Raw genomic sequence first — 25,855 nt, 5'->3', positions numbered from 1 at the left:
TGATCGTGACGCTGGGCATGGTGCTCGTCCTGGCCGCCACCGCGGTGGTGCTGCTGGCCCGGACCGGTCAGCGGGTGGCCGCCCCGGAGCAGCAGGGCTTCGGCAACCGGATCGCGTCCGGCGCGGGAGGCGACGAGCGAATCGGGCCGAGCCGGTATCCATGGGCGGGCGTCGGCAGCTTCACGGTGGCCGGTGACCACTCGCCGGTGCACGGCGAGGACGGTCCGGTGGCCCGCTACCGGGTCGCCGTCGAACGGGGCACGGGCCAGGACCCGGCTGCCTTCGCCGCCGCGGTCGACGGGGTGCTGGCCGACGCGCGTAGCTGGATCGGCACCGGCCAGCTGCGCGTGCAGCGGATCGCCGAGGCGGAATCGGCCGACTTCACCGTCTACCTGGCCACCCCGCGCACCTCGGAGGCGATGTGCGCCGAGGGGGGCCTGAGCACCGAGGGCTACACCTCGTGCCGGCTGCCCGGGCAGGTCATCATCAATCTGGCCCGCTGGCTGGAGGCGGTGCCGGACTACGGCGCACCGCTGGAGGTCTACCGGGCGTACGTCATCAACCATGAGGTCGGGCACGAATTCGGGGAGGGGCACGAGGCGTGTCCGGCACCGGGTGACCCGGCGCCGGTCATGCAGCAGCAGACGTACGGCCTGGACGGCTGCCTGCCGAACGCCTGGCCGATCCTTGACGGGCGCCGGTACGCCGGCGAGCTGATCGGCTGACCACGGCGGCGGCAAGCGCTGACCGCCCGGCGGTATTCCCGCTCCCGCATAGCGGGCGACGTGTCCCTGCTCATGGTCGATGGGCGCGTCGCCGAGCGACAATGGCCCGGTTGCCCACCATCGATCCCGGGGAGTCCACCGTGTCGCTGCCCCCGCTCGTCGAACCCGCCGCCGAGCTGACCGTTGACGAGATCCGCCGCTACTCGCGCCACCTGATCATCCCGGACGTCGGGGTGGAGGGGCAGAAGCGGCTGAAGAACGCCCGGGTGCTCTGTGTCGGCGCGGGTGGCCTCGGTTCGCCCGCCCTGATGTACCTGGCCGCCGCCGGTGTCGGCACGCTGGGCATCATCGACTTCGACACCGTCGACGAGTCCAACCTCCAGCGCCAGATCATCCACGGGGTCTCCGACGTCGGACGCTCGAAGGCCGAGTCGGCCGCGGCAAGCATCCGCGAGATCAACCCGCTGGTGAACGTCGAGATCCACAACACCGCGCTGGACCGGGACAACGTCCGCGACATTTTCGCCCAGTACGACCTGATCGTCGACGGCACCGACAACTTCGCCACCCGCTACATGGTCAACGACGCGGCGGTGCTGCTCGGCAAGCCGTACGTCTGGGGGTCGATCTACCGCTTCGACGGCCAGGCGTCGGTGTTCTGGGCCGAGCACGGTCCCTGCTACCGCTGCCTCTACCCGGAGCCCCCGCCGCCGGGCATGGTCCCCTCCTGCGCCGAGGGTGGTGTGCTGGGCGTGCTCTGCGCCTCGATCGGCTCGATCCAGGTCAACGAGGCGATCAAGCTGCTCGCCGGCATCGGTGAGCCGCTGGTCGGCCGGTTGATGGTCTACGACGCGCTGGAGATGAGCTACCGCAAGATCAAGGTCCGCAAGGATCCGAACTGCGTGCTCTGCGGTGAGAATCCGACGCTCACCGATCTCATGGAGGACTACGAGGACTTCTGCGGCGCGGTGTCGGTGGAGGCCCAGGAGGCGGTGGTCGACGCGACCATCACCGCATCCGAGCTGAAGGAGTGGCAGGACGCCGGCAAGGACATCTTCCTCGTCGACGTCCGGGAGCCGGCCGAGTACGAGATCGTCCGCATCCCCGGGGCCACCCTGATCCCCAAGGGGGAGATCCTCTCCGGTGAGGCGCTGTCCAAGCTTCCGCAGGACCGGCAGATCGTGCTGCACTGCAAGTCCGGCGTCCGCTCCGCCGAGGCGTTGGCCGCGTTGAAGGCGGCCGGTTTCCGCGACGCGGTGCACGTGCAGGGCGGCGTGCTCTCCTGGATCAAGCAGATCGATCCGTCGCTGCCCGTCTACTGATCCGCAGCCGAGGGGCCCCTCCGCCGTGTCCAATGGGGGAGGGGCCCCTCGCCGCTACCCTGCCGTCGGTCGGATCTCACCTATCCGTCCTCCTGAGGCGAGATCACGTTTGCGCCGGTAGCGTGGCCGCCGTGGTCGACATCGACGCCGCGATCGGGTTCGTGGTGGCTCACGGAGATGCGGTGGAGCGTGCCCGCCTGTCCTGGCTGCGTACCGGCACGCAGCCACCGCCGGAGGTGCTCGACAGCGCCGAGGTCGGGCAGACACTTGGCGGCGGCTGGCCGGCGTCCTGGGGTGACGAGGTCGCCTCGGTCGACGCGACCTGTTTCCGCCTCGCGGAGCTGGACGACCTGGGCGCGCTGGGCCGCCCGAGCGCCCGCCGGGCCCTGGACTGGCTCGCCGCCGGCCAGCAGCGCGACGGCGGCTGGGAAGAGGACCCGGCCCTCGCGGACTCCGCGCCCGAGTGGGCCCGTCCGGGTGACCCGGAGGCGCGGCTGTACCTGACCGCCAACGCCGCCTTCTGGCTGACGGTGGCGGGCCTGGACGCGCGGGCCGCCGGTCCGTTGGACCACCGGGTCGGCGGGGCGTACGCCGGGGTGGTGCAGGCCGCCAGCCAGGCGCTCGCCGCTCAACTGCGCCCCGACGGCAGTTGGCCGTCCTTCCTGGCCGCCGGGTGGCTCAGCGCGGCCGTCCTGCATCGGCAGCAGATGTTCTACGAGTCGGCGCAGATCAAGGCGGTGTTGGCGGAGCGGTTGCCGCAGGCGTCGGCGGCCGATGCCGCCTGGCTCGCCGTGACGCTGCGCCGGGTGGGCGTCGATCATCAGGAGTGGACGCTTGTCGCCGCCCGACGCCGCCTCACCGAGACCCAGCGCAGTGACGGCGGCTGGAGCAGCGACGACGGCCACCAGTTCGACGTACACGCCACCCTCGCCGTGATCCGCGCCTTCCGCTGACCCCCGCCCCCGCTCCCCGCGATCTTGCAGCTATTGCCTCTACAAAGTGGGGCAACAGGTCCGTGTCGGCGACCGAAAGTGCAAGATCGCGGAGGGTGGCGCGGGTGCGGGTCAGGGGCGGAGGTGGCCGGTGCCGGTGACCACGTACTTGGTGCTGGTCAGTTCGGGGAGGCCCATGGGGCCGCGGGCGTGCAGCTTCTGGGTGGAGATGCCGATCTCGGCACCGAAGCCGAACTCGCCGCCGTCGGTGAACCGGGTCGAGGCGTTGACCATCACGGCCGCCGAGTCGACCCGGGCCACGAACTCCCGGGCGGCCGCCTGAGAGTCGGTGACGATCGCCTCGGTGTGGCCGCTGCCGTACCGCCTGATGTGTGCGACCGCCGCGTCCAGCGAGTCCACGACGGCGGCGGAGATGTCGGCGGCGAGGTACTCGGTGCCGAAGTCCTCGTCGGTGGCCGCAACCACGGCGTCGGAGTAGGCCACTACCCGTGCGTCGCCGTGCACGGTCACCCCGGCCTCGGCGAACGCGGCCAGCATCGCCGGCAGGAAGGCGTCGGCGACGTCGGCGTGCACCAGCAGCGACTCTGCGGTGTTGCAGGTGGACAGGCGCTGCGTCTTCGCGTTGAGGGTGATCGCGACCGCCATCGACAGGTCGGCGGCGGCGTCCACGTAGACGTGACAGTTGCCCACCCCGGTCTCGATCACCGGTACGGTCGACTCCTCGACCACGGTGCGGATCAGCGACGCCCCGCCGCGCGGGATCAGCACGTCGACCAGGCCCCGGGCCCGCATCAGCTCCTTGACCGAATCGCGGGAGCTGGCGTCCACCAGTTGCACCGCGTCCGCGGGCAGTCCGGCACCGTCGATGGCGTCCCGCAGCACCGTCACCAGCGCCGCGTTGGAGTGCGCGGCCGAGGAGGAGCCGCGCAGCAGCGCCGCGTTGCCGGCCTTCAGGCAGATCCCGGCGGCGTCCACGGTCACGTTGGGTCGCCCCTCGTAGATGACGCCGACCACTCCGAACGGCACCCGGATCTGCCGCAGCTCCAGCCCGTTGGGCAGGGTCGAGCCCCGGACCACCTCGCCCACCGGGTCGGGCAGCGCGGCCATCTGGCGCAGCGCGTCGGCGATGCCGGCCACCCGCCCCTCGTCGAGGGCGAGCCGGTCCAGCACGGCCGCGCTCAGCCCGGCGTCGCGTCCGGCCGCCAGGTCCGCGGCGTTCGCGGCCAGGATCTCCGGCGTACGCGCCACCAGCGCGTCGGCCATCGCGTGCAGCGTGGCGTCCTTGGCGGTACGCGTCGTCACGGCCAGCGTCTCCGCCGCCGTTCGCGCCCGGCGGCCCTGCTCGCTCACGCTCATTGCACAACTCCTCAGGTTGGACGGTCTCTTACAGCAGCACCAGGTCGTCGCGGTGGACGACCTCCCGTTCGTACGCCGGGCCGAGCGCCGCGGCGAGGTCGGCGGTCGACCGCCCGAGCAGGCCGGGCAGCTCGATCGCGTCGTAATTGACCAGCCCTCGGGCCACCGGTGCGCCGGAGGTGTCGACGAGGTCGACCGGGTCGCCGGCGGTGAAGGCGCCGTCCACGGCGGTGATCCCGGCGGGCAGCAGCGACTTGCGTCGCCCCACCACTGCGGCGACCGCGCCCGGGTCGAGGTGTAGCCGGCCCCGGGGCGCGGTGGCGTGGGCGAGCCAGAACAGCCGGGCCGCGGGTCGCCGGAGGCTGGGGTGGAAGAAGGTGCCGACCGGCTCACCGGCCAGCGCGGCGACCGCCTGGGCGGCGGAGGTGAGCACCACCGGGATGCCGAAGCCGGTGGCGATCCGGGCCGCTTCCACCTTGGTCACCATGCCGCCGGTGCCGACTCCCGCGCGGCCGCTGCCGCCGATCTCGACACCGACCAGGTCCGCCTCGTCGCGTACCTCGGGGATGCGGCGGGAGCCGGGTCGGGTCGGGTTCCCGGTCCAGAGCGCGTCGACGTCGGAGAGGAGTACCAGCAGGTCGGCGTCGACCAGCGCGGCCACCAGCGCGGCCAGCCGGTCGTTGTCGCCGAACCGGATCTCCTCGGTGGCGACCGTGTCGTTCTCGTTGACGATCGGCACCGCCCGCAGGTCGAGCAGCTTGCGCAGGGTGCGGTACGCGTTGCGGTAGTGGGCCCGTCGGGTCACGTCGTCGACGGTGAGCAGCACCTGGCCGACGGTACGACCGTGCCGGGCGAAGGCGGCCGCGTACCGCCCGATCAGCAGGCCCTGGCCGACGCTGGCGGCGGCCTGCTGGGTGGCCAGGTCTCGCGGTCGCCGGGGCAGACCGAGCGGGGCGAGGCCGGCGGCGATCGCGCCGGACGAGACCAGCACCACCTCGCGGCCGTCAGTGGCCCGTAGGCCGAGGGCGTCGACCAACGCGTCGACCCGCCCGTCGTCCAGACCGCCGCTGGCGGTGGTCAACGAGGAGGACCCGATCTTGACAACGACCCGCCGGGCCGCCGTGACTGCGTCGCGCACCCGCCCATTCTGCGCTGTCGTCGCGGCGTGGCCTGTCGCCGTTCCCATAGTCTGGCCGCTTGTGACACCTGACGAGTACGTCGAGGCCGTGCTGGAACTGGTCGACCGGATCCCACCCGGCCGGGTGATGTCGTACGGAGCGGTGGCCGAGGCGCTGGCCGACCGCTCCGGGCGGACGTCGGCGCGGCTGGTTGGGGCGATCATGGCCCGCCATGGTGCTGGGGCCCCGTGGCACCGGGTGGTGAACGCGTCCGGCGGGCTGCCGCCCCGGCTGGCCCGGGAGGCGCGGGCGCGTTGGCTCGCCGAGGGGACGCCGCTGCGCGGTACCGGGGTGGACATGCGGACGGCCGCGTGGTGGCCCGGGTAGGGGATGTGACCCTCGCCATAACGTGAGTAATATTCGGCTCCATGACCGCGCCGCCGGGTGGCTCCGGCCCACCGCCCACCCCCGGACAGCCCGCGCAGAGCCCAGCCCCACCGGGCACGCTGCCCAGGGGCGTGCACGCCGGCTATGCGCTCGGCTCGCTGGCGACCGGGGCCTTCGGCACCGTGCCGGGTCTGCTGCTGCTGCCCTATCTGACCGACACCCTCGGGGTGGCCGCCGGCGTGGCGGCCCTGCTGGTGCTGCTGCCGAAGGCATGGGACGTACTGGTCAACCCGGTCGCCGGGCGGATCTCCGATCGCACCAGGTCGAGGTGGGGCGCCCGTCGTCCGTATCTGCTCTTCGGCGGGCTGGCCCTGGCCGTGCTCTTCGGGGCCATCTTCGCCGCGCCGTTCGGCGCCGGTCCCGCCGCCGGGGCGTACGTCGCCGTCGCCTTCCTCGCCACCGCGACCGCGTTCGCCTTCTTCCAGGTGCCGTACGTGGCGATGCCGGCCGAGCTGACCAGCGACTACGCCGAACGTACCCGGATGATGACCTGGCGGATCGCGGTGCTGGCGCTGGCCATTCTGGTTGCCGGCGCGGTGGCCCCACTGGTGCGTGATGCGGCCGGCGGAGGTGTACCCGGACACCGATGGATGGGTGTCTTCGTGGCCGCCCTGATCACGCTCGGTGCCGTCGGCGCCTTCCTCGGCACCCGGTCCGCTCCGCAGGGCGCGGTCGGCGAGAGTGAGCCGAGCCTGCGCGCCCAACTGGCCGTCGCGGCCCGCAGCCGGCCCTTCCGGGCGCTGCTGCTCTGCTTCGTGGTGCAGTCCGCCGGGGTGGCCACGATCCTCGCCGGGGTCCAGTACTTCGCCGACCACGTGCTGCGGGACTCGACGACCGGCCCGACCGTGCTCTTCGTCTGCTTCGTCGGACCGGCGCTGGTGGTCATGCCGCTCTGGTCGCGGGTGGGCGCCCGGGTGGGCAAGCTCGCCGCCCTGGTCGCCGCGTCGTTGATCCTGTCGGCCGGCGGACTGGCGCTTGTCGCCGCGCCGGTGCTGCCCACCGCCGTGGTCTACCTGCTGGTCGCGGTGCTCGGCGTCGGGTACGCCGGTCAGCAGGTCTTCGCGCTGGCCATGCTCCCGGACTGCATCGCCTACGACACCGTGCGCACCGGGCGTCGGCAGGCCGGCGTCTTCACCGGGGTGTGGACGGCCGGCGAGACCTTCGGACTGGCCCTGGGCCCCGGCATCTACGGACTGGTCCTCGCCACCACCGGCTACGTCTCCTCCACCACCGGTACCGCCGCCACCCAGTCCGACACCGCCCGCCTCGGCGTCCTGCTCGGCTTCACCATCCTCCCCGCCCTCCTCATCGGCCTGGCCACCCTCCTGCTCCGCCCCTACGACCTGACCCCCGCCCGCCTCTCCGCCCCCACCCCACCCCCAGCCACCGCCGATCATGCAGTTGTGGCAGGAACAAAAGCCGCTGAAAGCCACGGAAAGGGCGCCACAACTCCATGATCGACGAGAAATGGCCGGACGGGACGCCGGCGGAGCAGGTGCTGGCGGAGATCCGGCAGCTGCGCGCGATGGATCGGCCGACGCACGGGGGGCGGTTGTTCGCGTACGTGTACGACCCGGCGGTGCCCGGGCTGGACGCGCTCGCCGCTGCCGCGTACGCCGAGAGCGCCCACGTCAACGGGCTCGACCCGACCGCCTTCCCCTCCCTGCTGGCCATGGAGAACGCGCTGGTCGCGGCGGCGGCGCGACTGCTCGGCGGCGGGCCGGGCACGAGCGCTCCCGAGGTCGTCGGCAGCGTCACAAGCGGCGGCACCGAATCGCTCATCCTGGCCGTGAAGACCGCCCGGGACGCTCGGCCGGACATCACTGCGCCCCGGATCGTGGTACCGGCCAGCGCCCATGCCGCGTTCGCCAAAGCGGCCCATTACCTGCGGGTGGAACTCGACACCGTGCCGATCGACCCGACCACGCTACGACCGGCGGTCGCCGACGTGGCTGCCGCCGTCCGGCCGGAGACGGTGCTGGTGGCCTGCTCCGCCCCCTCGTACGCGCACGGCGTCGTGGACCCGGTCGAACAGATCGCCGAGGTGGCCGCCGCCGCAGGGGTGCGCTGCCACGTCGATGCCTGCTTCGGCGGCTGGACGCTGCCGTACCTGCGTCGCCTGGGTCTGCCGGTGCCCCCGTTCGACCTCGCCGTGCCCGGGGTCACCTCGATCTCGGTGGACCTGCACAAGTACGCGTACGCGCCGAAGGGGGTGTCGGTGCTGCTGCACCGCGACCCGCAACTGCGCGCCCCGCAGTACTTCGCGTACGCCGACTGGCCCGGGTACACCATGATCAACCCGGTGATCTCGTCCACCCGTTCGGGCGGTCCGATCGCCGCCGCGTACGCCACCCTGCGGCACCTCGGCGACGACGGCTACCTGGCGCTGACCCGCCGCACCTGGACGGCGGTGGGCACGCTGGCCGACGCGGTACGCGCCACCGAAGGGCTGCGGCTGGTCGCCGAGCCGGAGTCGACAGTGGTCTGTTTCACCGCCGACGATCCCACGCTCGACCTGTTCCTGCTGGTGGACGAGCTGACCGCGCGGGGTTGGCACACTCAACCACAGCTCCGGTACGCCGACCTGCCGGCCAGCGTGCACCTCACGGTGACCGCGGCGGTGGCGCCGCGGGTGGCCGAGTTCGGTCCGGCGCTGGCCGACGCGGTCGCCGCGGCCCGCGCCGCCGGGCCGGTCGAGCTGCCGTCCGACCTACTGGCGATGGCCGGCAGCCTCACCCCGGAGGCGCTCACCCCGGAACTGGTGGCGGGACTGGCCGAAGGGCTCGGCCTGGGCGGCGGCGCTGGTGCTCCGGACCGGATGGCGGTGGTCAACACGCTGCTCGACGCCGCCCCGGCGGCGGTGCGGGAGCGGCTGCTTGTGGAGTTCGTCGGGCTGCTCCAGCGCCCGGCCTGGTGACCCGACGACGCCAGCGCCTGCCCAGTGACCCGATGACGTCGACGCCCGGCGTGGTGACCGACGACGTCCGGCCGGCGCCGTGGGCACCGGCCGGACGAGGGGCGGTCAGGCCGCGTCGGCCACGCGAACCGTGAATGATGCGGTGTTGTCGGCCGGGTCGGCGTCGGTCACGCTGTCGCCGTACCACTGGGTGCTGAGCTGCAACGAGACGGTGCCGAGGTCGCCCGGCACGGTCTCCGGCTCGGCGTGCAGCAGCACGTCGAAGCTCCGCTGTTCGCCGGTCATGAAGCGGTCGCCGGGTACGACGAAGTTGGTGAAGGAGCTCGGGGCGTCCTGCGGATCGGTGCCCCAGATCACCACGCCCGCCGGCAGGCCGGTCGCCTCGACCCACAGGTACTCGTGCGCGGTGTCGCCGGCCCACCCGACGGTCACCGGCAGCCTGCCCTGGTAGCTGCCGTCCGCCTGCCGGGTCAGCGTCACGGCCCCGGCCGTGGTGATGTCGGCGCGGGCCTGGCTGTCCTGCACGTAGGGCACCGGGTTGCGCAGCGAGCCCGAGGTGGAGCGGAAGCGGGCGGCGAAGCTGGCCCGGTCGGCGACCTCGTCCCGACCGTCGCCGATGTTTACCGAGATGCGCCCGCCCTTCGCGATCATCGCGACGTCCCGGGTCGGGGTGAGCACGTCAAAGGCGATCGAGAACGACCGGCTCTCGCCCGGCTCGATGTCGCCACCCGGCACCGAGCAGGTGGCTGTCCGTCGGTTGTCCTTCGGCGCGCCGAAGCCGCACGCCTCCTCCGGGCTGAGCATGCCCAGCGAACCAGCGACCGGCTCGACGACGTAGACGCTGAAGTAGGTGGCGGCCGGGCCGTTGTTGGTCACCGTGACCGGCAGGCTGCCGTGGTAGCCGCGGTCGGTCGGTTCGAGCACCAGCCGACCCACTGAGATGTCGGCGGTGGGGCTGCCGGTGGTGGGCGCGGCGGCGGCCGGTGCGGCGAGCGGCAGCAACACCGCGCCGGTGCCGAGCAGGATGCCGGCCAGCCGACGTCCGGTACGTGTCCTCATCTGGAAGGTCCTCCCGTGGTTCCCCGTCACCGCGCGGCTCGTCCGCGCGGTGTCACAAGTGGCACGCGACGGGCGTCGATCCGGTTGCCGACTCTTCTGCCGGAAGCCCGACAGCGATGCAGCCGTACGCGTAGCGATCCTCGTCGTTGTCGTGGTTCGGGCCCCGAGATGCGGAGTGCGCGACCCCCTGCCGGCCCGGGTTTCCGGCCTCGAACATTGTGGTTGACTGTCGGGGACAGGAGGGGGAGCGGTCGTGCAGCTGCCTGCGGTGCTCGGTGAGCCGATCCGGTTCGTGCTGAACTGGGGCCGCCGCTACTCGCTCTGGGTCTTCAACTTCGGGTTGGCCTGCTGCGCCATCGAGTTCATCGCGACCAGCATGTCCCGCCACGACTTCATGCGACTCGGCGTGATCCCGTTCGCGCACGGCCCCCGGCAGGCAGATCTGATGGTGGTCTCCGGCACCGTCACCGACAAGATGGCCCCGGCGATCAAGCGGCTCTACGACCAGATGCCCGAGCCGAAGTACGTGATCTCGTTCGGTGCCTGCTCGAACTGCGGCGGCCCGTACTGGGACTCGTACTCGGTGACCAAAGGGGTCGACCAGCTGATTCCGGTCGACGTCTACGTGCCCGGCTGCCCGCCTCGGCCGGAGGCGCTGCTGCACGGCATCCTCCGTCTTCAGGAGAAGATCGCCGCCGAGCAGTCCGGCATCGGCGGGGTGCCGCGCACCGACCCGCTCGCCGCACCGGTCGACGCGCCGCCCAGCGACGGCACTGCGGTCCGCTCCGTCGCTTCCCTGACCTCGCCACCGGTACGCCCGCCGCGCGCCTGACCGGGGCGACGCTGCTGGGTCGGGTCGCGGCCGGTGCCCGGCCGGGTGCGGGGGGCGGTCCGGTCGGTCCGGCGAGACCGGTCGCTCGGCTGGCCGTCCGGGTGGTGAGGTTTCGCTAGCGTACGGATCATGACCGACCTCGCCGAGCAACGTTCCGCCTTCATCATCGAGGTGCTGACCGAGGAGTTCGGCACCCTGATGGCGCTCGACCCGGCCGCCTTCCGGCGCAAGTTCCGCAAGATGGCGGCCTCGCCGTTCGCCTTCTACCGGGGCAGTGCCAGCCTGTTCTACGCCGATCAGCGTGGCGACTTCGCCGACGACAGCTTCCTGGACGCGCGGACCAGCCGGGTGTGGATCCACGGCGACCTGCACGCGGAGAACTTCGGCACCTACATGAACGGCTCCGGCCAGCTCGTCTTCAACGTCAACGACTTCGACGAGGCGTACGTCGGGCCGTTCACCTGGGATCTGCGACGGTTCGTCGCCAGCGTGGCGTTGATCGGCTACACCAAGGCGCTCTCCGACCGGATCATCAGCGACCTGGTCACCTGCTTCGCGAACGCGTACCTGATCGAACTGCGGGCCATCGCTGCCGGCGGGGACGACGCCATCGGGTCGATCACCCTGGACAACGCCGACGGTGTGCTGCGCCGGGTGCTCCAGCAGGCGCGGTTGAACACCCGGGTCGACCTGCTGCGGGGACAGACCACCATCGACAACTACGAGCGGCGCTTCTCCGTCGGCGACGGGGTGTACGAGATCGACGGTGACGTGCGGGCGCGGGTGTGCGCGGCGTTCGAGGCGTACCTGGACACGCTGCCGCCCACCACGGCGCAGGCCCGGCCGCTGGCCGCCCAGATCAAGGACGTGGTGCTGCGCAAGGGGGTGGGCATCGGCTCGGCCGGACTGCCGTCGTACAACCTCCTGTTGGAGGGGCACACCCAGGCACTGGAGAACGACGTCGTGATCTACATGAAGCAGGCTCAGGTGCCGGCGGTGGCCCGGTACATCGACGACGAGCGGGTCCGCGGCTACTTCCGGCACCAGGGACACCGCACCGCCGAGTCGCAGCGGGCCCTCCAGGCACACGCCGACCCGTGGGTCGGCTTCACCGAACTCGACGGCGTCGGCCAACTCGTCGCCGAGGTGTCCCCGTACGCGGCCGACCTCGACTGGTCGGACGTCAACGAACCGGAGGAACTGGCCGGGGTGCTGGTCGACCTGGGACGGTCGGTCGCCCGGATGCACTCGGTGGCCGACGACGAGTCCAGCCACGACCTGGTCGACTACTCGACCGAGGAGGCCATCGTCGCCGCTGTCGACGCGGACACCGCCGGCTTCGTCGGGCACCTGGTCGACTTCGCCCACACGTACGGGGTACGCGCCCGTCACGATCACCAGCTCTTCGTCGACCTGTTCCGCAACGGTCGGCTGCCCGGGATCTGAGGTGCCCAGACGCCTGCCCCGGTCGCTGGCCTGGACGCTACTCGCGCTCGCGCTGTCGAGCTTCGCGGTGGGGGTGGTGTGGGAAGCACGTGCCCTGGACCACATGCAGCAGCATCCGTACCTGGTCAACGTCCTGTCCGGGATGACCGGCTTCGCCACCAGCGCCCTGGTGATCACGCTCGGGGTCGACCGCGTGCTGCGGCGGGAGCACCTGCGGCGCTGGGGACGGATGATGGGTCAGGCGGTGGGCCGGATCCAGGCGGACCTGATGGACATCGTCGAGTGGCACCTGAGCGATGGACGGATCCGGCGGGAGCGTCATCGGTACGGGTATGCCGAAGGGCTGCTGGACACGCACCTGCTCGTCCGGACGCTCGTCACGGTAGCTGACCGTGGCGGACTCCGGGGGCCGGTCGATCGGGATCGGCTGGAGAGCCTGTTGCGCGTCGTCGACGAGTTGCTGGCGGTCTCCGTACCGGCCTTCGAACGTGCCTTCGACGTGCTCGCCGATCCCGCCGTGGAACGGGCGGTCGCCGAGATCAGACACGGCCGGGACCTCCTGTCGGAGGGGGTGGATGGAGAGCCGGCTCAGGTCGACACCAGGGCATTGCTGCTCGGCTCGATCGAGCTGGTCCGAGCGCTGACCGCGGTGGCAACCTACCGGCCCTACCGGAAGATGGTGCTCCGCCGGCAGCGGCTCCGTGGCGCCCGTCGCGCCAAGGAGGGAGCGACCGGCTCAGGCGGCGAAGTCGAGGACGACCTTGATGTCCTGCGGTCCGGGGGAGTAGGCGGTGGCGTACTGGGCCAGCGGCACGCGGCGGGTGATCAGTGAGCCGAGCCAGGCGTGGTCGGCCTTGGACAGTGCCTCGGCGGCGCCCTCCCAGTGACGCCGGTTGGCGTTCACCGACCCGAAGACGACGTTGTTCTCCAGGACGAGGGTCCGGTTCAGTGCGCCCGCGTCGAAGTCGATCGTCCGGCCGCCGCTGGACACCCCGGCCAGGCACACGATCCCGTTGGGGCCGACCTTGCACATCGCCTCCAGCACGACCACTGGTGCGCCGGTGCACTCGATGATGACGTCCGGTTCGAGGTCAAGCTGATCGAGCGGTCCGGAGTGGTACGTCGCACCGAGCGCGCCGGCAAGCGCCGGCTTGGGGCCCTCGGTGGCCAGATCGAGCACGTGCACCGAGAGACCCCGCTGGCTGGCCAGCAGCGCGGCGAGCAGGCCGATCGGCCCGGCACCGGTGATCAACGCCGTGCGGGGCTGCCACTCCGCCCGCAGGCCGATCCGGTCCACGTGGTCCCACGCCTTGACCATCACACTTGTCGGTTCGAGCAGCATGCCCACCTCGATCAGCGACGGGTCGAGCCCCACGGCGAAGCGGGGCTGCAACCGCCACCGCTCGCGGGCGAAGCCCGGCAACGCCTTGATGCCGTGCTCGGTGAACAGGCCGTTGCGGCACATGTCCCACTCGCCCACCGCGCAGTTCGGGCAGGGCATCGGATCGGGGTGCCGGACGATTCCGGCCACCAGGTCGCCGGGTTGTCGGGTACCGGTCGGATCCTCCAGCACCCGGCCCAGCGACTCGTGACCGAGCACCAGGTGGTCGGTGTCGGGCGGGGCCTCGCCGTACTGTCCGTCGATGATTTCGATGTCGGTGCCGCAGACGCCCACCGAGAGGGCCTCCACCAGGATCGGTCCCTCCTCGGGGGCCGGTTCCGGGTAGTCGTCGAGGAGCCGCAGCGAGCCGGGTACTCCGGGAATGACGGTCACAGCGCGCACGGGTCCATCCTGGTGACCACCGACGACCGGCATCGGCGAAGTCCGCGAGAGTCACCCGCCCGCGTGCACCCGTCCGGTCGGTCGGGTGCCGTCTGGCTCCGCATCGGCTCGGCCGAGGACTCCGGCCACAGGGCCTAGGATCAGCGACATGACACCGGAAGAGGTCGGCCAGCGGCTCGTCGCGTTGCTTGCGCCCGTCGAGGCCACCGCGACGGTCTCCGGCGGTGAGGTCCATTCCCGGGCCACCATCGACGTACCCCCGAACGCCTGGCGGGCCGCGCTGCTGGCCGCCCGCGACGACGCCGAGCTGGCCTTCGACTACTTCGACTGGCTGTCGGCCGTCGACGAGTTGGCCGACGGGTTCGACGTGGTGGCCCACCTCTGGTCCATCACGCACCGGCACGGGGTGCTGCTGCGTGCCCGGGTGTCCCGCCAGACACCGATTGTCGACTCCGTGGTGGCGGTCTACCCGGGGGCCGCCTGGCACGAGCGGGAAACCCACGAGATGTTCGGCATCGACTTCGCCGGGCACGCCGAGCTGCGCCCGCTGCTGCTGCCCCCGGAGTTCGAGGGGCATCCGCTGCGCAAGGAGTTCGTACTGGCCTCCCGGGTGGCGAAGCCCTGGCCGGGTGCGAAGGAGCCGGGTGAGTCGGAGGCCGGCGGTGGACGTCGCCCGATCCGACCCCCGGGTGTGCCCGCGCCGGGCGAGTGGGGAGTCGTGCCGACCCCCGCCGGTGCCGGTGGGGTGGGGGAGGGGCCGCGCGGCGGCACCCCGGCCCGCCCCGCCCGGGAACGCCCGGCCCGTCCGGCACCGGGTGCCCGCGGGCCGCGTACCCCTCGGGATGCCGGCTCCGCCGGGGCGGGCTCCCGGCCGCGCCCTGGCGGTCCGGCGCCTGCGGATGGGACAGCATCCGAGGGTGGTCCGGCACCGGATGACGGAGGTAGCGACTGATGCCGCTCTGGCTGGAACTGGTGGTCCGGATCGGTGGCGTGCTGGCTGCCTTCCTCGTGCTGCCGCTGTTGGTCGGACAGGCGGAACACAAGGTGATGGCGCACATGCAGGGTCGGCTCGGCCCGATGTACGCGGGCGGGTTCCACGGCTGGGCGCAGTTGATCGCCGATGGGGTGAAGTTCGTCCAGAAGGAGGACGTCACTCCCCGAGCCGCCGACCGGCCGGTGTTCCGGCTGGCTCCGGCGGTGGCGCTGGTGCCGTACCTGCTGGCCCTGCTGGTGATCCCGCTCGGCCCGAACGACCTGGTCGGCCAGCCGCTCGATGTCGGGCTGTTCTTCGTACTGGCGGTGGTCGGGGTGGGCGTGCTGGCCGTGCTCATGTCGGCCTGGGCGTCGGCCAACAAGTACAGCCTGCTCGGCGGGTTGCGCGGTGCGGCACAGCTGCTCGGCTACGAGTTGCCGCTGGTGCTGGCCGCCGCGTCGGTGGCGATGGCCGCCGGGACGCTCAGCCTCTCCGGCATCGTCGAGGCGTGGCAGCCGTGGTGGCTGCTCTGGCAGGCACCGGCGATGGTCATCTTCTTCGTGGCCGGGCTGGCCGAGATCCGCCGGCCGCCCTTCGACATGCCGGTCGCCGACTCGGAGCTGGTCTTCGGCTACCTGACCGAGTACACCGGCCTGCGCTTCGCGTTCCTGCTGCTGGCCGAGTACGTCGGCATCGTGGTGATCGCGGCGCTCACCACCGTGCTGTTCCTCGGCGGCTGGCAGGGCCCGTTCGCCGACGCGCAGCTCGGCTGGCTCTGGACCCTGCTCAAGGTCGCCGCCGTCAGCTTCGTGATCATCTGGCTCCGGGTCTCCTACCCACGACTCCGCGAGGACCAGCTCCAACGCCTCTGCTGGCTCGTCCTGGTCCCCGCCGCCCTGGCCCAGCTCGTCCTCACCGCCGCCATCCGCCTAACCCTCTAACCAATCCCGTTGATCAAGAAGTTTGGGTCGGGATCCGCGCGGATCCCGACCAAAACTTCTTGATCAACCCGGACGTCGCGCGGGGTGGGCGGGGCTAGGGGGTGGGGAGGGGGGTGTGGGCGGGGTTTACGCGTTCGGCGGGGGTGGGGGGTGCGGGTGGGGTACCGGTGCCGAAGGGGTGGCCGCCGAGGGACTCGCGGTCGTGGGGCTCCAGCCAGTTCGACAGGTCGGGGCCGAGCGGTACCACGCCGGTCGGGTTGATGTCGCGGTGCACCTCGTAGTAGTGCCGCTTGATGTGGTCGAAGTCGATCGTGTCACCGAAACCGGGCGTGGTGAACAGATCCCGGGCGTACGCCCACAGCACCGGCATCTCGCTGAGCTTCTGCCGGTTGCACTTGAAGTGGCCGTGGTAAACCGGGTCGAAGCGGACAAGCGTGGTGAACAGTCGGACGTCGGCCTCGGTGATCGTGTCGCCGACCAGGTAGCGCTGCCCGGCGAGTCGTTCACTGAGCCAGTCGAGCCGGTCGAACAGCCGCCGGTACGCCCGCTCGTACGCTTTCTGGCTGCCGGCGAAGCCGCACCGGTAGACGCCGTTGTTGACGTCGGCGAAGACCACCGCGTTTACCTCGTCGATCTCGCCACGCAGGTGCTCCGGATAGAGCTTCGGCGCACCGGGACGGTGGTACGCGCTCCATTCGGTGGACAGGTCCAGGCTCATCTGGGCGTAGTCGTTGGTAACCACCTGTCCGGTGGGCACGTCCACGATGGCCGGCACGGTGATGCCCCGGGGGTAGTCCGGGTAGCGCGCGAAGTAGGCCTCCTGGATGCGCTCGATGCCGAGCACCGGGTCCCGCCCGTCGGGGTCGAGATCGAAGGTCCAGCTCCGCGCGTCGTGCGTCGGACCGGCGACGCCCATCGAGATGGCGTCCTCCAGGCCCAGCAGTCGCCGCACGATGATCAGACGGTTGGCCCACGGGCAGGCACGGCTGACCACCAGTCGGTAGCGGCCCGGCTCGACCGGGTAGCCGTCCCGCCCGTCGGCGGTGATCCGGGTGGTGATGTAGTTCTGGTCCCGCTTGAACTCACCTGGCTCGACGTACTTCCCGGCGGTCTGAGTCCGGTCTGCGCCGTTGTTCTCCGTCATCGTCCCGCTCTCTGCCGTGCCAGCTCGCGTCCGGTCCCATCATGGCTGATGCCCCGTCCGCCGGCTCGGCGAGCGCGCCTGCCCGTCCGCCGGCTCGGCGCATGCGAGCGGTGTACCGGCGGCGAATCGGGAGTCGGTGAGGCCGTGCAGTGTCGAAGGCCGAGGGCGGTTGCCGCCCGGCGGTGATCAGGCGGCCTGCGCGGCGAAGGCGAGCGCGACCAGGCTGCCGTTGCTCACCGCGTGGGCGACGATCGGTACCCACAGGTTCCGGTGCCGCCGCAGCAACCAGGCGAAGAGCAGACCGGCGGCGAACGCGCTTATGGCGTTGAAGCCTCGGGGCAGGTGCATCACCGCGAAGAGGGCGGCAGAGGTCAGGAGCGCGGCGACGGCCGGCAGTCGGGCGGCCACCCCCTGGAAGAAGACGCCCCGGTAGAGCACCTCCTCGTACATCGGTGAGGCGATGGCCGCGAAGAAGAGGGCGAAGGTGAACTGGGCCAGCAACGGGCCGGCCGGGTAGCCGCCCTCGCCGCCGCCGTCGGCGGTCAGCGCCGCCGGCAGGACGAGCAGCAGGGCGAGGGTGAACGCCGCCTTTGCCAGACCCCAGCCGCCTGCCGCGCGTAGCTGCGCGGGCCGTGGGCGGTGCAGCAGGAGTGGAGCGCGTACCGCACCGAACCGGTGGTATGTCACGGCGATTCCGACCAGCAGCTGGACGCTGTTGATCGCAAGCCAGGCGACACCCAGGGCGACCACCTCGGAGGCGCCGAGTGCGGCCGGCCCTTGGGCGAGCAGGTCGGCCACCGTGGCGTTTGCCAGGCCGAAGCCAACCGCGAGGACGATCACCAGGTCGAGCCAGGTGAACCGGGTCGCGGTCGGGCTCGGGGTGGGTGGGGCCGGGGCGGTCTGCGTACTCATCGCCTTAATGTTAGTCAGGCGACCTATTTAGGTCAAGCGACCTATAACGTATCATCGCCTCATGCCGAAGGTGGTCGATCACGAGGAGCGCAGGCGGCGACTCGGTGCCGCCGCCTGCACCGTGCTGAGTCGTACCGGGGCGGCCGGGACGACGGTCCGGGCCGTCGCGGGTGAGGCGGGGATGCCACTGGCCACCGCCCAGCACTATTTACCGACCCGGGAACTGATGGTTCGGGCCGCGATGGCGCATCTGGTCGACCGGGTCGTCGACCGGGCTCGGATGATTCGGACCGGACCGACCGCCCTGGACACACTGCGGCTCGCCGTACTGGAACTCGTGCCCCTGGACGCCGACCGGATCTTCGAGGCGCGGGTCTGGTTGGTGCTCACCGCCGAATCCCTGATCGACGAGCGGATCGCCGGCGTGCTGCGGGACAACGCCGCCGAGCTACGCGGCAATCTTGAACGCCTGATCGACGAGGCCCGCGCGGACGGCAGCATCGCTCCGGACGTCGACGTGCCGGCGGCGGCGAGCGGGCTCGCCACACTGCTGGACGGGCTGACGGTCCGCCTGCTGTCGACCGCGCTCAGCCCTGCCGAGGCTCGCGCCGAGGTCAACGCCCATTTCGCCAGTCTGAAGAGACAGTCGTGACAGGTCAGCGGGAGCGGGGAGTGATCCGGGCGAGAGGGGTGTCCATGTCCCACGGGTCGGCCAACAGGATGCCGTCGCTCGTCCGGGAGACGATCTCCACCGCCAGCAGAACCTCGTTCGGCAGGTAGGAGGAGGGGTTGCGGGCAGCCGCGTCCAGCTCGGTGACCAGCAGGTCGGGAATGAGGAACCGGGTGCGGGACGTCCGCACCGACTCCCCTGGGTGACGTCGAACTCGGCGGGGCAGGTCTCCTGCAAGGCGGCGCCGAGCAGCATTGCGATGGATTGGTGCAGTCGCGTGAGGGAGGGCGACACGATCAGTTGTCCGTCCAGGAGTTCACGGCGGCGGCCGTCGTCGGGCAGGCGGTCGAGGTCGTCCGTCGTCCACTCGCCCGGCGCCAGGTAGTCGTCGTGCAGCGCGGCGGTCATTGACGGGTCCTTTCGGCGTGTCGTTCTCCCCGTGGCGACGGTACTACCGGCTACCCCCGGGTGGTGGTCGCGCGCGCCGTGCCCACAGGGCAGGATGTTCGGCATGAGCGAGCGCGAGCGAAGCGAGGCGACCGGCCTGCCCGGCAGCGGCTTGGTCAAGGGGCTCGCCGTCACGTTGAAGACGATGACAAAACGCTCCACCACGGCGCAGTACCCGGACGTCGCCCCGGAGCTGCCACCCCGCTCGCGTGGGGTGATCGCGCTGTTGGAGGAGAACTGCACGGTCTGCATGCTCTGCGCCCGCGAGTGTCCGGACTGGTGTATCTACATCGACTCGCACAAGGAGGAGGTGGCGGTGCCGGGCGCCGCCCGGGCCCGGCAGCGCAACGTGCTCGACCGGTTCGACATCGACTTCTCGCTCTGCATGTACTGCGGCATCTGCATCGAGGTCTGCCCCTTCGACGCCCTCTACTGGTCGCCGGAGTTCGAGTACGCCGAGTACGACATCAAGGACCTGCTGCACGACAAGGACCACCTGGGCGAGTGGATGGCGACGGTCCCGCCGCCACCGGCGCACGACCCGAACGGCGAGCCGGCCAAGGAGGAGACCGCCGCCGCGCGCAAGGCCGCCGTCCCGGGCTCGTCCGCCGCCCGTCCGACCACCCCGGGGGTACGGCCCGAGCGCCGGCCCGCACCACCCCGCGCCGCCGACGACGAAGGTACGTCCGCGTGACCGGGGTGGACGCGCTGCTGCTCGCCCTCGGCGCGGTGGCGGTCGGCTCGGCGGTGCTTGTGGTGGCCACCCGGCACCTGGTCCGCGCGGGTCTCTACCTGGTGGTCTGCCTCGGCGCGGTGGCCGGCATGTACCTGGTACTCGCCGCCGAACTGGTCGCCTGGGTCCAGGTGTTGATCTACGTCGGCGCGGTGGTGGTGCTGCTGTTGTTCGCCGTGATGCTGACCCGTGCGCCGATCGGCGCCTCGGACGATCTGGACCGCCCCGGCTGGCCGGCCGCGCTGATCGGCGGTGGGGTGGGGCTCGGGTTGGCGGCGTTGCTCGTCGACGCGTACCGCTGGACGACCGTGGAGCTGCCCGAGGCGGGCACCGCCGAGCGTCTCGGTGAGCAGGTCTTCAGCAGTTGGGTGCTGCCCTTCGAGGTGCTGTCGGTGCTGCTGCTCTCGGCACTTGTGGGGGCCATCGTGCTGTCCCGCCCCGACATCGGCGCCAGCAGGGACGACGCGACGGGCGATCGGGGGCGGTCGCGGTGAGGCCGGTCATTCCGTACGTCACCGCCGCGCTCCTGTTCGGCCTCGGCGTGTACGGCGTGCTGCGGCGGCGCAACGCGGTGCTGGTGCTGATGTCCGTCGAGCTGATGCTCAACGCGGTGAACCTGATCCTGGTCACCGCCGACACCACGGCGAAGGCGGTACTGCCGCACGGCGGGCAGGTCTTCGCGTTGTTCGTGATCGTGCTGGCCGCCGCCGAGATCGGGGTGGGTCTGGCGATCGTGCTCCAGCTCTACCGGATGCGGGCCAGCGTCGCCGTCGACGAGATCCCCCTGACCGAACAGCACGCCGCGGAACCGGTCGCCGCCACGACGGTCGGCCAGGCGTCACGGGCCGTCGGAAGCGAACCGGAGGGACCGCGGTGAGCGTCACGACGTTTGGTGCGTTGCTGCCGGCCGTACCGCTGCTCGCCGGCCTGACCGGCCTGCTGCTGCCACCGTCGCCGCGGGGCGCGGCCATCGGCGAGGCGGCGGCCCGCCGGGTGGCCGCCACCGTTGGCATCGCTGGCGCGGCCGGGGCGCTCGCCCTGGCGGTGGCCCTGCTGGTCACCCTGGACGGCCCGGCCGAATCTTCGAACACCTGGATCGAGTTGGGCGGGCTCACCGTCACCCTCGGGGTACGCCTCGACGGTGCCGCCGCCCTGGTCGCCGTCGCGGTCACCACGGTCGCCCTGGCGGTGCAGATCTACTCGACCGGCTACCTGCGGCAGGGGCCACCCGAGGAACCCGACCACCGTTACCCGCCGTACGCGGCGCAGGTCAGCCTCTTCACCGCCGCGATGCTGCTGGTGGTGGTCTCCGGGGACCTGATCCTGCTGCTGGTCGGCTGGGAGGTGATGGGCCTCTGCTCGTACCTGCTCATCGCCCACGACCGGCGGCTGCCGGAGGCGCCGGCCGCCGCGATGAAGGCGTTCCTGGTCACCCGGGTCGGTGACGTCGGCTTCCTGCTCGGCATCGCGCTGCTCGGCGTCTCGGCGGGCAGCTTCCGGATCGCCGACGTGCTCACCCACGACCACGGCACCACCACGCTCACCGCCGCCTGCCTGCTGCTGCTCGCCGGGGTAGCCGGCAAGAGCGCCCAGTTCCCGCTGCACACCTGGCTGCCCGACGCGATGGCCGGACCGACCCCGATCTCCGCGCTGATCCACGCCGCGACCATGGTGGCCGCCGGCGTGTACGCGGTCACCCGGCTGTGGCCGCTCTTCGAGGCCACCCCGACCGCGCTTGTCGTGCTCGGCGTGATGGCCTCGGTGACCCTGCTGCTCGGCGCGCTGGCCGCCACCGCCCAGGACGACATCAAGCGGGTACTCGCCTGGTCGACGGTGTCGCAGATCGGCTACATGACCGGGGCGCTCGCCGTCGGATCCCCGCCGGCCGCGCTGTTCCACCTGCTCACCCACGCGGCGTTCAAGGCACTGCTGTTCCTCGCCGCCGGTGCGGTGATCCACGCCGTCGGCACCACCCTGATGTCCCGGATGGGCGGGCTGCGGCGCAGCATGCCGGTGACCTTCTGGTGCACGGTGATCGGGCTCGGCGCGCTGGCCGGCGTACCGCCGCTCTCCGGTTTCTGGAGCAAGGAGGGGGTGCTCGCCGCCGCCGAGCAGGCCGCCCTGCACGGCGACGGCCCGGCACCGGCCTGGGTGGGCTGGCTGGTCTGGCTCGCCGGGCTGGTCGGTGTCGCCGTCACCGCCTGGTATGCCACCCGGCTGTTGCTTGGCACCTACTTCGGTGCGCCCCGCACCCCGCTTGACCGGCCGCCACACGATCCGCAGGCCGTGCTGCGCTGGCCGGTGCTGGCGTTGGCCGTACCGGCGGCCCTGCTCGGCCTGGCCGGCTTTCCGGGCTGGTTCTCCCGCCAACTGCAAGCCACCCTGCCCGTCGCTCCCGACGCCGTGTCGGATCTGCTGCCGCCGGACGCGCTGATTCACCTCACCCCGACCGTGCTGCTGCCGCTGGCGCTGCTGGTGATCGGTGCCGGCCTGGCGTGGGTCGGGTGGCGGCGGGGCGGCGGTGCCGACCCGGTGGCCGCGCTCGGTCCGCTGCGGCCGGTCTTCGCCCGCGCGTTCCGGCTCGACGACGTGCAGCACACCCTGGTCGTACGCCCGACCACCGCGATTGCGCGCGCGGCGCGTACCGCCGACGAGCGGGTGGTGGACGGTGCGGTCACCGGCACCGGACGCGCCGTGGGTGCCCTCGGCGGCAGGCTGGGCGTCCTGCACCGCGCGGCGCTGCCCCGGGCCGCCGCCGCGGTGCTGGCCGGCGCGCTGCTGATCGGCCTGGCCGCGGCGGCCCTGATCGGAGCGACGGCATGAGCGAACGTCAGCGAGCACACCACCTACCCGGCGTCCCGGTGCCGCCTGCCGGCCCGCCGGTCAGCGGGGGGCCGGCATGAACGTCGGGGAGTTCCTGCTGGTCTCGGTACTCGCGGTGCCGGCGCTCGGCGCGCTGGCGGTGGCGGCGACGCCCCGCGACCGGGCGGCGCGGATCGTGGGCACCGTGGCCGCCGCACTCACCCTCGTCGCGGCGGCGTCGCTGGTCGCCGGCCGGAACGCCGCATGGTCGGCGTACGCGCCCCAGGACGCCGCCGGGGCGGTGCGTCCCTGGCACTCGATCGACCTGCCCTGGGTCCCCGGGCTGGAGCTGCGCTTCCACCTGGGCGTCGACGGCATCTCCTGGCCGCTGGTGGTGCTCACCGCCCTGCTGACCCTGCTCTGCTGCGGCTACACCCTGTGGCGGGTGCCGGGCGGAGGCGACGGCCGGGCCCTGGTGGCGCTGCTGCTGGTCGTCGAGGTCGGCATCCTCGGCACCTTCCTCGCCTTCGACCTGGTGCTGTTCTTCCTCTTCTTCGAGGTCGTGCTGCTGCCGATGTACGCGATCATCGTCGGTTGGGGCGGCGACGGCACCGACCCGGCGGCACTGGACGCGCGGCGGCGGGCGGGGCGGAAGTTCGCCCTCTACACCCTGTTCGGTTCGGTGCTGCTGCTGGTCGGCGTGTACGTGGTGGTGGCCGCCGCCGGCACCGCCGACATCGTGGCGCTGACCGGCGGCACCGAGCTGTCCCGCACCACCCAGCTCGCCGCCTTCACCCTGCTCGCGCTGGCCTTCGCGGTGAAGAGCCCGCTGTGGCCGCTGCACTCGTGGCTGCCCGACGCGCACACCCAGGCACCCACCGTCGGTAGCGTGCTGCTCGCCGGGGTGCTGCTCAAGATGGGCACGTACGGTCTGATCAGGGTCGCCGTCGGGGTGGCCCCCGAGGGCGCCAGGTGGGCGGCACCGGTGCTCGGTGTGCTCGCCGTCGCCGCCATCCTGATCGGCTCGCTGGTCTGCCTGGCGCAGAGCGAGTTGAAGCGGCTGATCGCGTACTCAAGTGTCGGGCACATGGGCTTCGTCCTGCTGGGAGTCGCCACCCTGACCGCCACCGGCATCCAGGCGGCGCTGATCGGCAACGTCGCCCACGGCATCATCACCGGTCTGCTGTTCTTCCTGGCGGGCGCGATCAAGGACCGTACCCACACCGGCGCGCTCAGCGAGCTGTCCGGGCTGCGGGAGACCGCCCCGCGCCTGTCCGGGCTGCTCGCGTTCGCGGCGGTCGCCTCGCTGGGGCTGCCCGGGCTGGCCGGCTTCTGGGGCGAGGCGTTCGCCGTGGTCGCCGCCGTCGAGTCGGGTGGTGCGCTGTGGACCACGCTGGCGGTGCTGGCCGCGATCGGCGGGGCACTGACGGCGGCGTACCTGCTGCGACTGTTGCGGCGGGTGACCCACGGCGAGCCCAGCCCGGCGGTCGCCGCGCTCGGGCCCAAGCTGGCCGGAGCCGAACTGGTCGCCTGGGCGCCACTGGTCCTCCTCGCGCTGGCCGTCGGGCTGGCCCCGACGCTGGTGCTGGGCGTCGCCGAAGCTCCGGTCGAGGCCCTGGTGGGAGTGGTGGCGCGATGAGCGAGCGTAGCGAGCGATTTATTCGGCGCAGTGCGGTCGTGGCTCGTCGTGACGCCGAGCGTAGCGAGGTGGCGCGATGAGCGAGTCGAGTCTGGTGCAGGCCGTCGACCACGTGGCGCTGCTGCCGGCGTACCTGGCCGCCGGGACGGCGGTGCTGGTGCTGCTGGTGGACCTGCTGGCGGCCCGGCCACCGGCCACCGTCGCCACGGCGGTCACCGGCGCGGTCGCCACCGCGGTCGGCGCGGCGGCGGTCGGCTCGGGGGCCGAGCGACGCACGTTCTGCGTCGGTGCCGACTGCTCGTACGTCTTCGGCGGCCGGGCCGCCCTGGTCGCGGCGCTGGTGGCGCTGCTGGTCCTCGGGGTGCTGGCGTTGTCCGGGCCGCTGCTGCGGGCCGGGAACACCCCGGTGGGGGAGTACTGCTTCCTGCTCGCCTGCTCGATGACCGGTGGCGTGGTGCTCGGCGCGGCCGGTGACCTGATCACCCTGATCGTGGCGGTGGAGGTGCTCACCCTGCCGCTGTACGTCCTGGTCGGCCTGCGTCGGGGCAGCCTGGCCAGTGCCGAGGCGGCGGTGACCTTCTTCGTGGTCAGCGTGGTCGCCACCACGCTGACCCTGCTCGGTGCCGCGCTGCTCTACGCGGTCACCGGCGGGCTGCACCTGGAACGGCTGGGCACCCTCCTCGCCGACGAGGCGCTGCTCGACCTGCCGTTGACCACTGTCGCGGTGACGCTCGTGGTGGCGGGACTGGCGTTCAAGGTGGCGGCGGTGCCGTTCCACGCCTGGGCGCCGGCCACCTACGACGGGGCACCACTGCCGGTGGCCGCGTACCTGTCGACCGCGTCCAAGCTCGGCGGGGTGGTCGCGCTGCTGGCAGTGGTGCGGCAGGCGTTGCCGCCGGAGGTGACCGGGCCGGTGCTGGCCCTGGTCGCCGCGCTGACCATGACCGTCGGCAACCTGGTGGCCCTGCGCCAGCGGCGTACGGTCCGGCTGCTCGCCTGGTCCTCGGTGGCCCAGGCCGGCTACATCCTCGCCCCGCTCGGCGCGCTGGCCCTGACCACCGATGCGGAGGCCCGCACTGCCGCGTACGCCGCCGCCCTGGCGTACGCCGTCTTCTTCGTGCTGCTGGAACTGGCCGCTTTCGCCGGCGTGGTGGCCCTGCGTCCGGCCGGTGCCGACGGGGGCGGGCTCGACGACCTGCGCGGAGCGGCACGGCGGCACCCCTGGGTCGGTGCCGGGCTGGCGTTCGCGCTTATCGGCCTCGCCGGCCTGCCACCCGGCCTGGCCGGACTGTTCGCCAAGGTGACGGTGGTCCGGTCCCTGCTCGGTGGCGACGCCGGCTGGCTCGCCCTGGTGGTGGCGGTGAACGCGGTCATCGGCCTGGCGTACTACCTGCGGGCCGCCGCGCTGCTCTACGCCCCGCCCGGAGACCTCACCGCCCGTGTCGCCCGACCCGCCCGCGCGGTGGCTGCGGCGCTGGCGGTGGCGACCGTGGTGGCCCTGGTCGTCGGCTTCGCACCGCAGGTCGTGCTCGATCTCGCCGGGAGCTGAACCCGGGCCAGCCAGCGCGCCATCCGTCACTCAGGTAACTCTCAGTCATGAGACGGATGGTTGACGGGTACCGGGGTGTTGTACCGG

The 25,855-nt window shown here is 72.1% G+C and carries 25 protein-coding genes; 18 read left to right on the top strand and 7 right to left on the bottom strand.

Annotation, left to right across the window (positions count from 1 at the left end):
- The first annotated feature begins 5 nt into the window (after positions 1 to 5).
- The 3 genes from ACN26Z_RS28000 (at position 6) to ACN26Z_RS27990 (ending at position 3,000) form a co-directional block, all read left to right on the top strand.
- Positions 6 to 725 carry a DUF3152 domain-containing protein gene (locus ACN26Z_RS28000; RefSeq protein WP_282236790.1) on the top strand — a complete coding sequence of 240 codons (720 nt, stop codon included), beginning with the start codon at positions 6 to 8 and terminating at the stop codon, positions 723 to 725.
- Between the two features lie 101 nt (positions 726 to 826).
- Positions 827 to 2,047, top strand: coding sequence for an adenylyltransferase/sulfurtransferase MoeZ (moeZ, locus tag ACN26Z_RS27995; RefSeq protein WP_170863402.1), 1,221 nt, complete (start codon positions 827 to 829; stop codon positions 2,045 to 2,047).
- A gap of 32 nt (positions 2,048 to 2,079) precedes the next feature.
- Entirely contained in the window at positions 2,080 to 3,000 is a 921-nt protein-coding gene (locus ACN26Z_RS27990; protein WP_282236791.1) for a prenyltransferase/squalene oxidase repeat-containing protein, read from the top strand.
- A gap of 111 nt (positions 3,001 to 3,111) precedes the next feature.
- Here ACN26Z_RS27990 and ACN26Z_RS27985 read toward each other — a convergent pair whose 3' ends face one another.
- Positions 3,112 to 4,356, bottom strand: a complete 1,245-nt coding sequence (locus ACN26Z_RS27985) for a glutamate-5-semialdehyde dehydrogenase (RefSeq protein ID WP_421464096.1) — start codon at positions 4,354 to 4,356, stop codon at positions 3,112 to 3,114.
- Between the two features lie 28 nt (positions 4,357 to 4,384).
- The gene (gene proB / locus ACN26Z_RS27980; RefSeq protein ID WP_170863403.1) at positions 4,385 to 5,494 is read right to left on the bottom strand and encodes a glutamate 5-kinase; all 1,110 of its coding nucleotides are present in this window, start codon (positions 5,492 to 5,494) and stop codon (positions 4,385 to 4,387) included.
- A 61-nt stretch (positions 5,495 to 5,555) separates the two neighbouring features.
- Between proB and ACN26Z_RS27975 the strand changes: the two genes are divergently transcribed.
- Genes ACN26Z_RS27975 through ACN26Z_RS27965 form a run of 3 tightly spaced genes read left to right on the top strand, consistent with a single transcriptional unit; the run spans position 5,556 to position 8,838 of the window.
- Positions 5,556 to 5,861, top strand: coding sequence for an MGMT family protein (locus ACN26Z_RS27975; RefSeq protein ID WP_421464093.1), 306 nt, complete (start codon positions 5,556 to 5,558; stop codon positions 5,859 to 5,861).
- Between the two features lie 41 nt (positions 5,862 to 5,902).
- On the top strand, positions 5,903 to 7,378 hold the full coding sequence (locus ACN26Z_RS27970) for an MFS transporter (RefSeq protein ID WP_421464091.1): 1,476 nt from the start codon (positions 5,903 to 5,905) through the stop codon (positions 7,376 to 7,378).
- The gene (locus ACN26Z_RS27965) at positions 7,375 to 8,838 is read left to right on the top strand and encodes a pyridoxal phosphate-dependent decarboxylase family protein (RefSeq protein ID WP_421464089.1); all 1,464 of its coding nucleotides are present in this window, start codon (positions 7,375 to 7,377) and stop codon (positions 8,836 to 8,838) included. Before ACN26Z_RS27970 ends, ACN26Z_RS27965 begins: the two co-directional genes overlap by 4 nt.
- Before the next feature lie 105 nt (positions 8,839 to 8,943).
- On the opposite strand, the gene ACN26Z_RS27960 is transcribed toward ACN26Z_RS27965, so the two are convergent.
- A complete protein-coding gene (locus ACN26Z_RS27960) occupies positions 8,944 to 9,897 on the bottom strand; it encodes a hypothetical protein (RefSeq protein ID WP_282236797.1) in 954 nt (317 codons plus the stop codon).
- A gap of 253 nt (positions 9,898 to 10,150) precedes the next feature.
- Between ACN26Z_RS27960 and ACN26Z_RS27955 the strand changes: the two genes are divergently transcribed.
- The 3 genes from ACN26Z_RS27955 (at position 10,151) to ACN26Z_RS27945 (ending at position 13,007) form a co-directional block, all read left to right on the top strand.
- Complete coding sequence (locus ACN26Z_RS27955) at positions 10,151 to 10,729, top strand: NADH-quinone oxidoreductase subunit B (protein WP_282236798.1); 579 nt, start codon at positions 10,151 to 10,153, stop codon at positions 10,727 to 10,729.
- A gap of 129 nt (positions 10,730 to 10,858) precedes the next feature.
- The gene (locus tag ACN26Z_RS27950) at positions 10,859 to 12,175 is read left to right on the top strand and encodes a DUF2252 domain-containing protein (protein WP_282236799.1); all 1,317 of its coding nucleotides are present in this window, start codon (positions 10,859 to 10,861) and stop codon (positions 12,173 to 12,175) included.
- A 1-nt stretch (position 12,176) separates the two neighbouring features.
- On the top strand, positions 12,177 to 13,007 hold the full coding sequence (locus ACN26Z_RS27945; RefSeq protein WP_421464086.1) for a hypothetical protein: 831 nt from the start codon (positions 12,177 to 12,179) through the stop codon (positions 13,005 to 13,007).
- Here ACN26Z_RS27945 and ACN26Z_RS27940 read toward each other — a convergent pair.
- Entirely contained in the window at positions 12,912 to 13,958 is a 1,047-nt protein-coding gene (locus tag ACN26Z_RS27940) for a glucose 1-dehydrogenase (RefSeq protein WP_170863404.1), read from the bottom strand. The genes ACN26Z_RS27945 and ACN26Z_RS27940 overlap by 96 nt on opposite strands.
- A gap of 148 nt (positions 13,959 to 14,106) precedes the next feature.
- Here ACN26Z_RS27940 and ACN26Z_RS27935 point away from each other — a divergent pair, with 148 nt between their 5' ends.
- Entirely contained in the window at positions 14,107 to 14,910 is an 804-nt protein-coding gene (locus tag ACN26Z_RS27935; protein ID WP_282236801.1) for an NADH-quinone oxidoreductase subunit C, read from the top strand.
- Positions 14,910 to 15,872 carry a complex I subunit 1/NuoH family protein gene (locus tag ACN26Z_RS27930; RefSeq protein WP_093403566.1) on the top strand — a complete coding sequence of 321 codons (963 nt, stop codon included), beginning with the start codon at positions 14,910 to 14,912 and terminating at the stop codon, positions 15,870 to 15,872. Before ACN26Z_RS27935 ends, ACN26Z_RS27930 begins: the two co-directional genes overlap by 1 nt.
- 94 nt (positions 15,873 to 15,966) lie before the next feature.
- Here the strand turns inward: ACN26Z_RS27930 and ACN26Z_RS27925 are convergent, their stop codons facing one another.
- Both ACN26Z_RS27925 and ACN26Z_RS27920 read right to left on the bottom strand, forming a co-directional pair.
- Positions 15,967 to 17,016: a glutathione S-transferase family protein gene (locus ACN26Z_RS27925; RefSeq protein WP_421464083.1), complete on the bottom strand. Its 1,050-nt coding sequence runs from the start codon at positions 17,014 to 17,016 to the stop codon at positions 15,967 to 15,969.
- 186 nt (positions 17,017 to 17,202) lie between these two features.
- On the bottom strand, positions 17,203 to 17,928 hold the full coding sequence (locus tag ACN26Z_RS27920; protein ID WP_421464081.1) for a CPBP family intramembrane glutamic endopeptidase: 726 nt from the start codon (positions 17,926 to 17,928) through the stop codon (positions 17,203 to 17,205).
- A gap of 61 nt (positions 17,929 to 17,989) precedes the next feature.
- Here ACN26Z_RS27920 and ACN26Z_RS27915 point away from each other — a divergent pair, with 61 nt between their 5' ends.
- Positions 17,990 to 18,580 carry a TetR/AcrR family transcriptional regulator gene (locus ACN26Z_RS27915; RefSeq protein ID WP_282236804.1) on the top strand — a complete coding sequence of 197 codons (591 nt, stop codon included), beginning with the start codon at positions 17,990 to 17,992 and terminating at the stop codon, positions 18,578 to 18,580.
- 4 nt (positions 18,581 to 18,584) lie between these two features.
- Here the strand turns inward: ACN26Z_RS27915 and ACN26Z_RS27910 are convergent, their stop codons facing one another.
- A complete protein-coding gene (locus ACN26Z_RS27910) occupies positions 18,585 to 18,788 on the bottom strand; it encodes a hypothetical protein (protein ID WP_421464079.1) in 204 nt (67 codons plus the stop codon).
- Between the two features lie 312 nt (positions 18,789 to 19,100).
- Between ACN26Z_RS27910 and ACN26Z_RS27905 the strand changes: the two genes are divergently transcribed.
- The 6 genes from ACN26Z_RS27905 (at position 19,101) to ACN26Z_RS27880 (ending at position 25,768) form a co-directional block, all read left to right on the top strand.
- Entirely contained in the window at positions 19,101 to 19,739 is a 639-nt protein-coding gene (locus ACN26Z_RS27905) for a NuoI/complex I 23 kDa subunit family protein (protein WP_421464077.1), read from the top strand.
- Entirely contained in the window at positions 19,736 to 20,272 is a 537-nt protein-coding gene (locus ACN26Z_RS27900) for an NADH-quinone oxidoreductase subunit J (RefSeq protein ID WP_421464075.1), read from the top strand. The genes ACN26Z_RS27905 and ACN26Z_RS27900 overlap by 4 nt, the downstream gene beginning before the upstream one ends.
- Positions 20,269 to 20,655: an NADH-quinone oxidoreductase subunit NuoK gene (gene nuoK, locus ACN26Z_RS27895; RefSeq protein WP_421464073.1), complete on the top strand. Its 387-nt coding sequence runs from the start codon at positions 20,269 to 20,271 to the stop codon at positions 20,653 to 20,655. Before ACN26Z_RS27900 ends, nuoK begins: the two co-directional genes overlap by 4 nt.
- A complete protein-coding gene (locus ACN26Z_RS27890) occupies positions 20,652 to 22,601 on the top strand; it encodes an NADH-quinone oxidoreductase subunit L (RefSeq protein ID WP_421464071.1) in 1,950 nt (649 codons plus the stop codon). Before nuoK ends, ACN26Z_RS27890 begins: the two co-directional genes overlap by 4 nt.
- 76 nt (positions 22,602 to 22,677) lie before the next feature.
- The gene (locus ACN26Z_RS27885) at positions 22,678 to 24,219 is read left to right on the top strand and encodes a complex I subunit 4 family protein (protein WP_421464069.1); all 1,542 of its coding nucleotides are present in this window, start codon (positions 22,678 to 22,680) and stop codon (positions 24,217 to 24,219) included.
- A gap of 76 nt (positions 24,220 to 24,295) precedes the next feature.
- Positions 24,296 to 25,768, top strand: a complete 1,473-nt coding sequence (locus tag ACN26Z_RS27880; RefSeq protein ID WP_421464067.1) for an NADH-quinone oxidoreductase subunit N — start codon at positions 24,296 to 24,298, stop codon at positions 25,766 to 25,768.
- Positions 25,769 to 25,855 lie beyond the last annotated feature (87 nt).

This window comes from Verrucosispora sp. WMMD703 (assembly GCF_049178935.1).
GTDB classification, from domain to species: domain Bacteria; phylum Actinomycetota; class Actinomycetes; order Mycobacteriales; family Micromonosporaceae; genus Micromonospora; species Micromonospora sediminimaris.
The sequence above is the reverse complement of the archived record's forward strand: the minus strand, read 5'-3'. Positions and strand labels throughout refer to the sequence as shown.

Coding starts and splice junctions, on each gene's coding strand:
- moeZ (WP_170863402.1), top strand. CDS start 827: ATGGCCCGGTTGCCCACCATCGATCCCGGGGAGTCCACCGTGTCGCTG.
- ACN26Z_RS27990 (WP_282236791.1), top strand. CDS start 2,080: ATGGGGGAGGGGCCCCTCGCCGCTACCCTGCCGTCGGTCGGATCTCAC.
- ACN26Z_RS27985 (WP_421464096.1), bottom strand. CDS start 4,356: ATGAGCGTGAGCGAGCAGGGCCGCCGGGCGCGAACGGCGGCGGAGACG.
- ACN26Z_RS27970 (WP_421464091.1), top strand. CDS start 5,903: ATGACCGCGCCGCCGGGTGGCTCCGGCCCACCGCCCACCCCCGGACAG.
- ACN26Z_RS27965 (WP_421464089.1), top strand. CDS start 7,375: ATGATCGACGAGAAATGGCCGGACGGGACGCCGGCGGAGCAGGTGCTG.
- ACN26Z_RS27960 (WP_282236797.1), bottom strand. CDS start 9,897: ATGAGGACACGTACCGGACGTCGGCTGGCCGGCATCCTGCTCGGCACC.
- ACN26Z_RS27950 (WP_282236799.1), top strand. CDS start 10,859: ATGACCGACCTCGCCGAGCAACGTTCCGCCTTCATCATCGAGGTGCTG.
- ACN26Z_RS27935 (WP_282236801.1), top strand. CDS start 14,107: ATGACACCGGAAGAGGTCGGCCAGCGGCTCGTCGCGTTGCTTGCGCCC.
- ACN26Z_RS27930 (WP_093403566.1), top strand. CDS start 14,910: ATGCCGCTCTGGCTGGAACTGGTGGTCCGGATCGGTGGCGTGCTGGCT.
- ACN26Z_RS27925 (WP_421464083.1), bottom strand. CDS start 17,016: ATGACGGAGAACAACGGCGCAGACCGGACTCAGACCGCCGGGAAGTAC.
- ACN26Z_RS27920 (WP_421464081.1), bottom strand. CDS start 17,928: ATGAGTACGCAGACCGCCCCGGCCCCACCCACCCCGAGCCCGACCGCG.
- ACN26Z_RS27915 (WP_282236804.1), top strand. CDS start 17,990: ATGCCGAAGGTGGTCGATCACGAGGAGCGCAGGCGGCGACTCGGTGCC.
- ACN26Z_RS27905 (WP_421464077.1), top strand. CDS start 19,101: ATGTTCGGCATGAGCGAGCGCGAGCGAAGCGAGGCGACCGGCCTGCCC.
- ACN26Z_RS27885 (WP_421464069.1), top strand. CDS start 22,678: ATGAACGTCGGGGAGTTCCTGCTGGTCTCGGTACTCGCGGTGCCGGCG.
- ACN26Z_RS27880 (WP_421464067.1), top strand. CDS start 24,296: ATGAGCGAGTCGAGTCTGGTGCAGGCCGTCGACCACGTGGCGCTGCTG.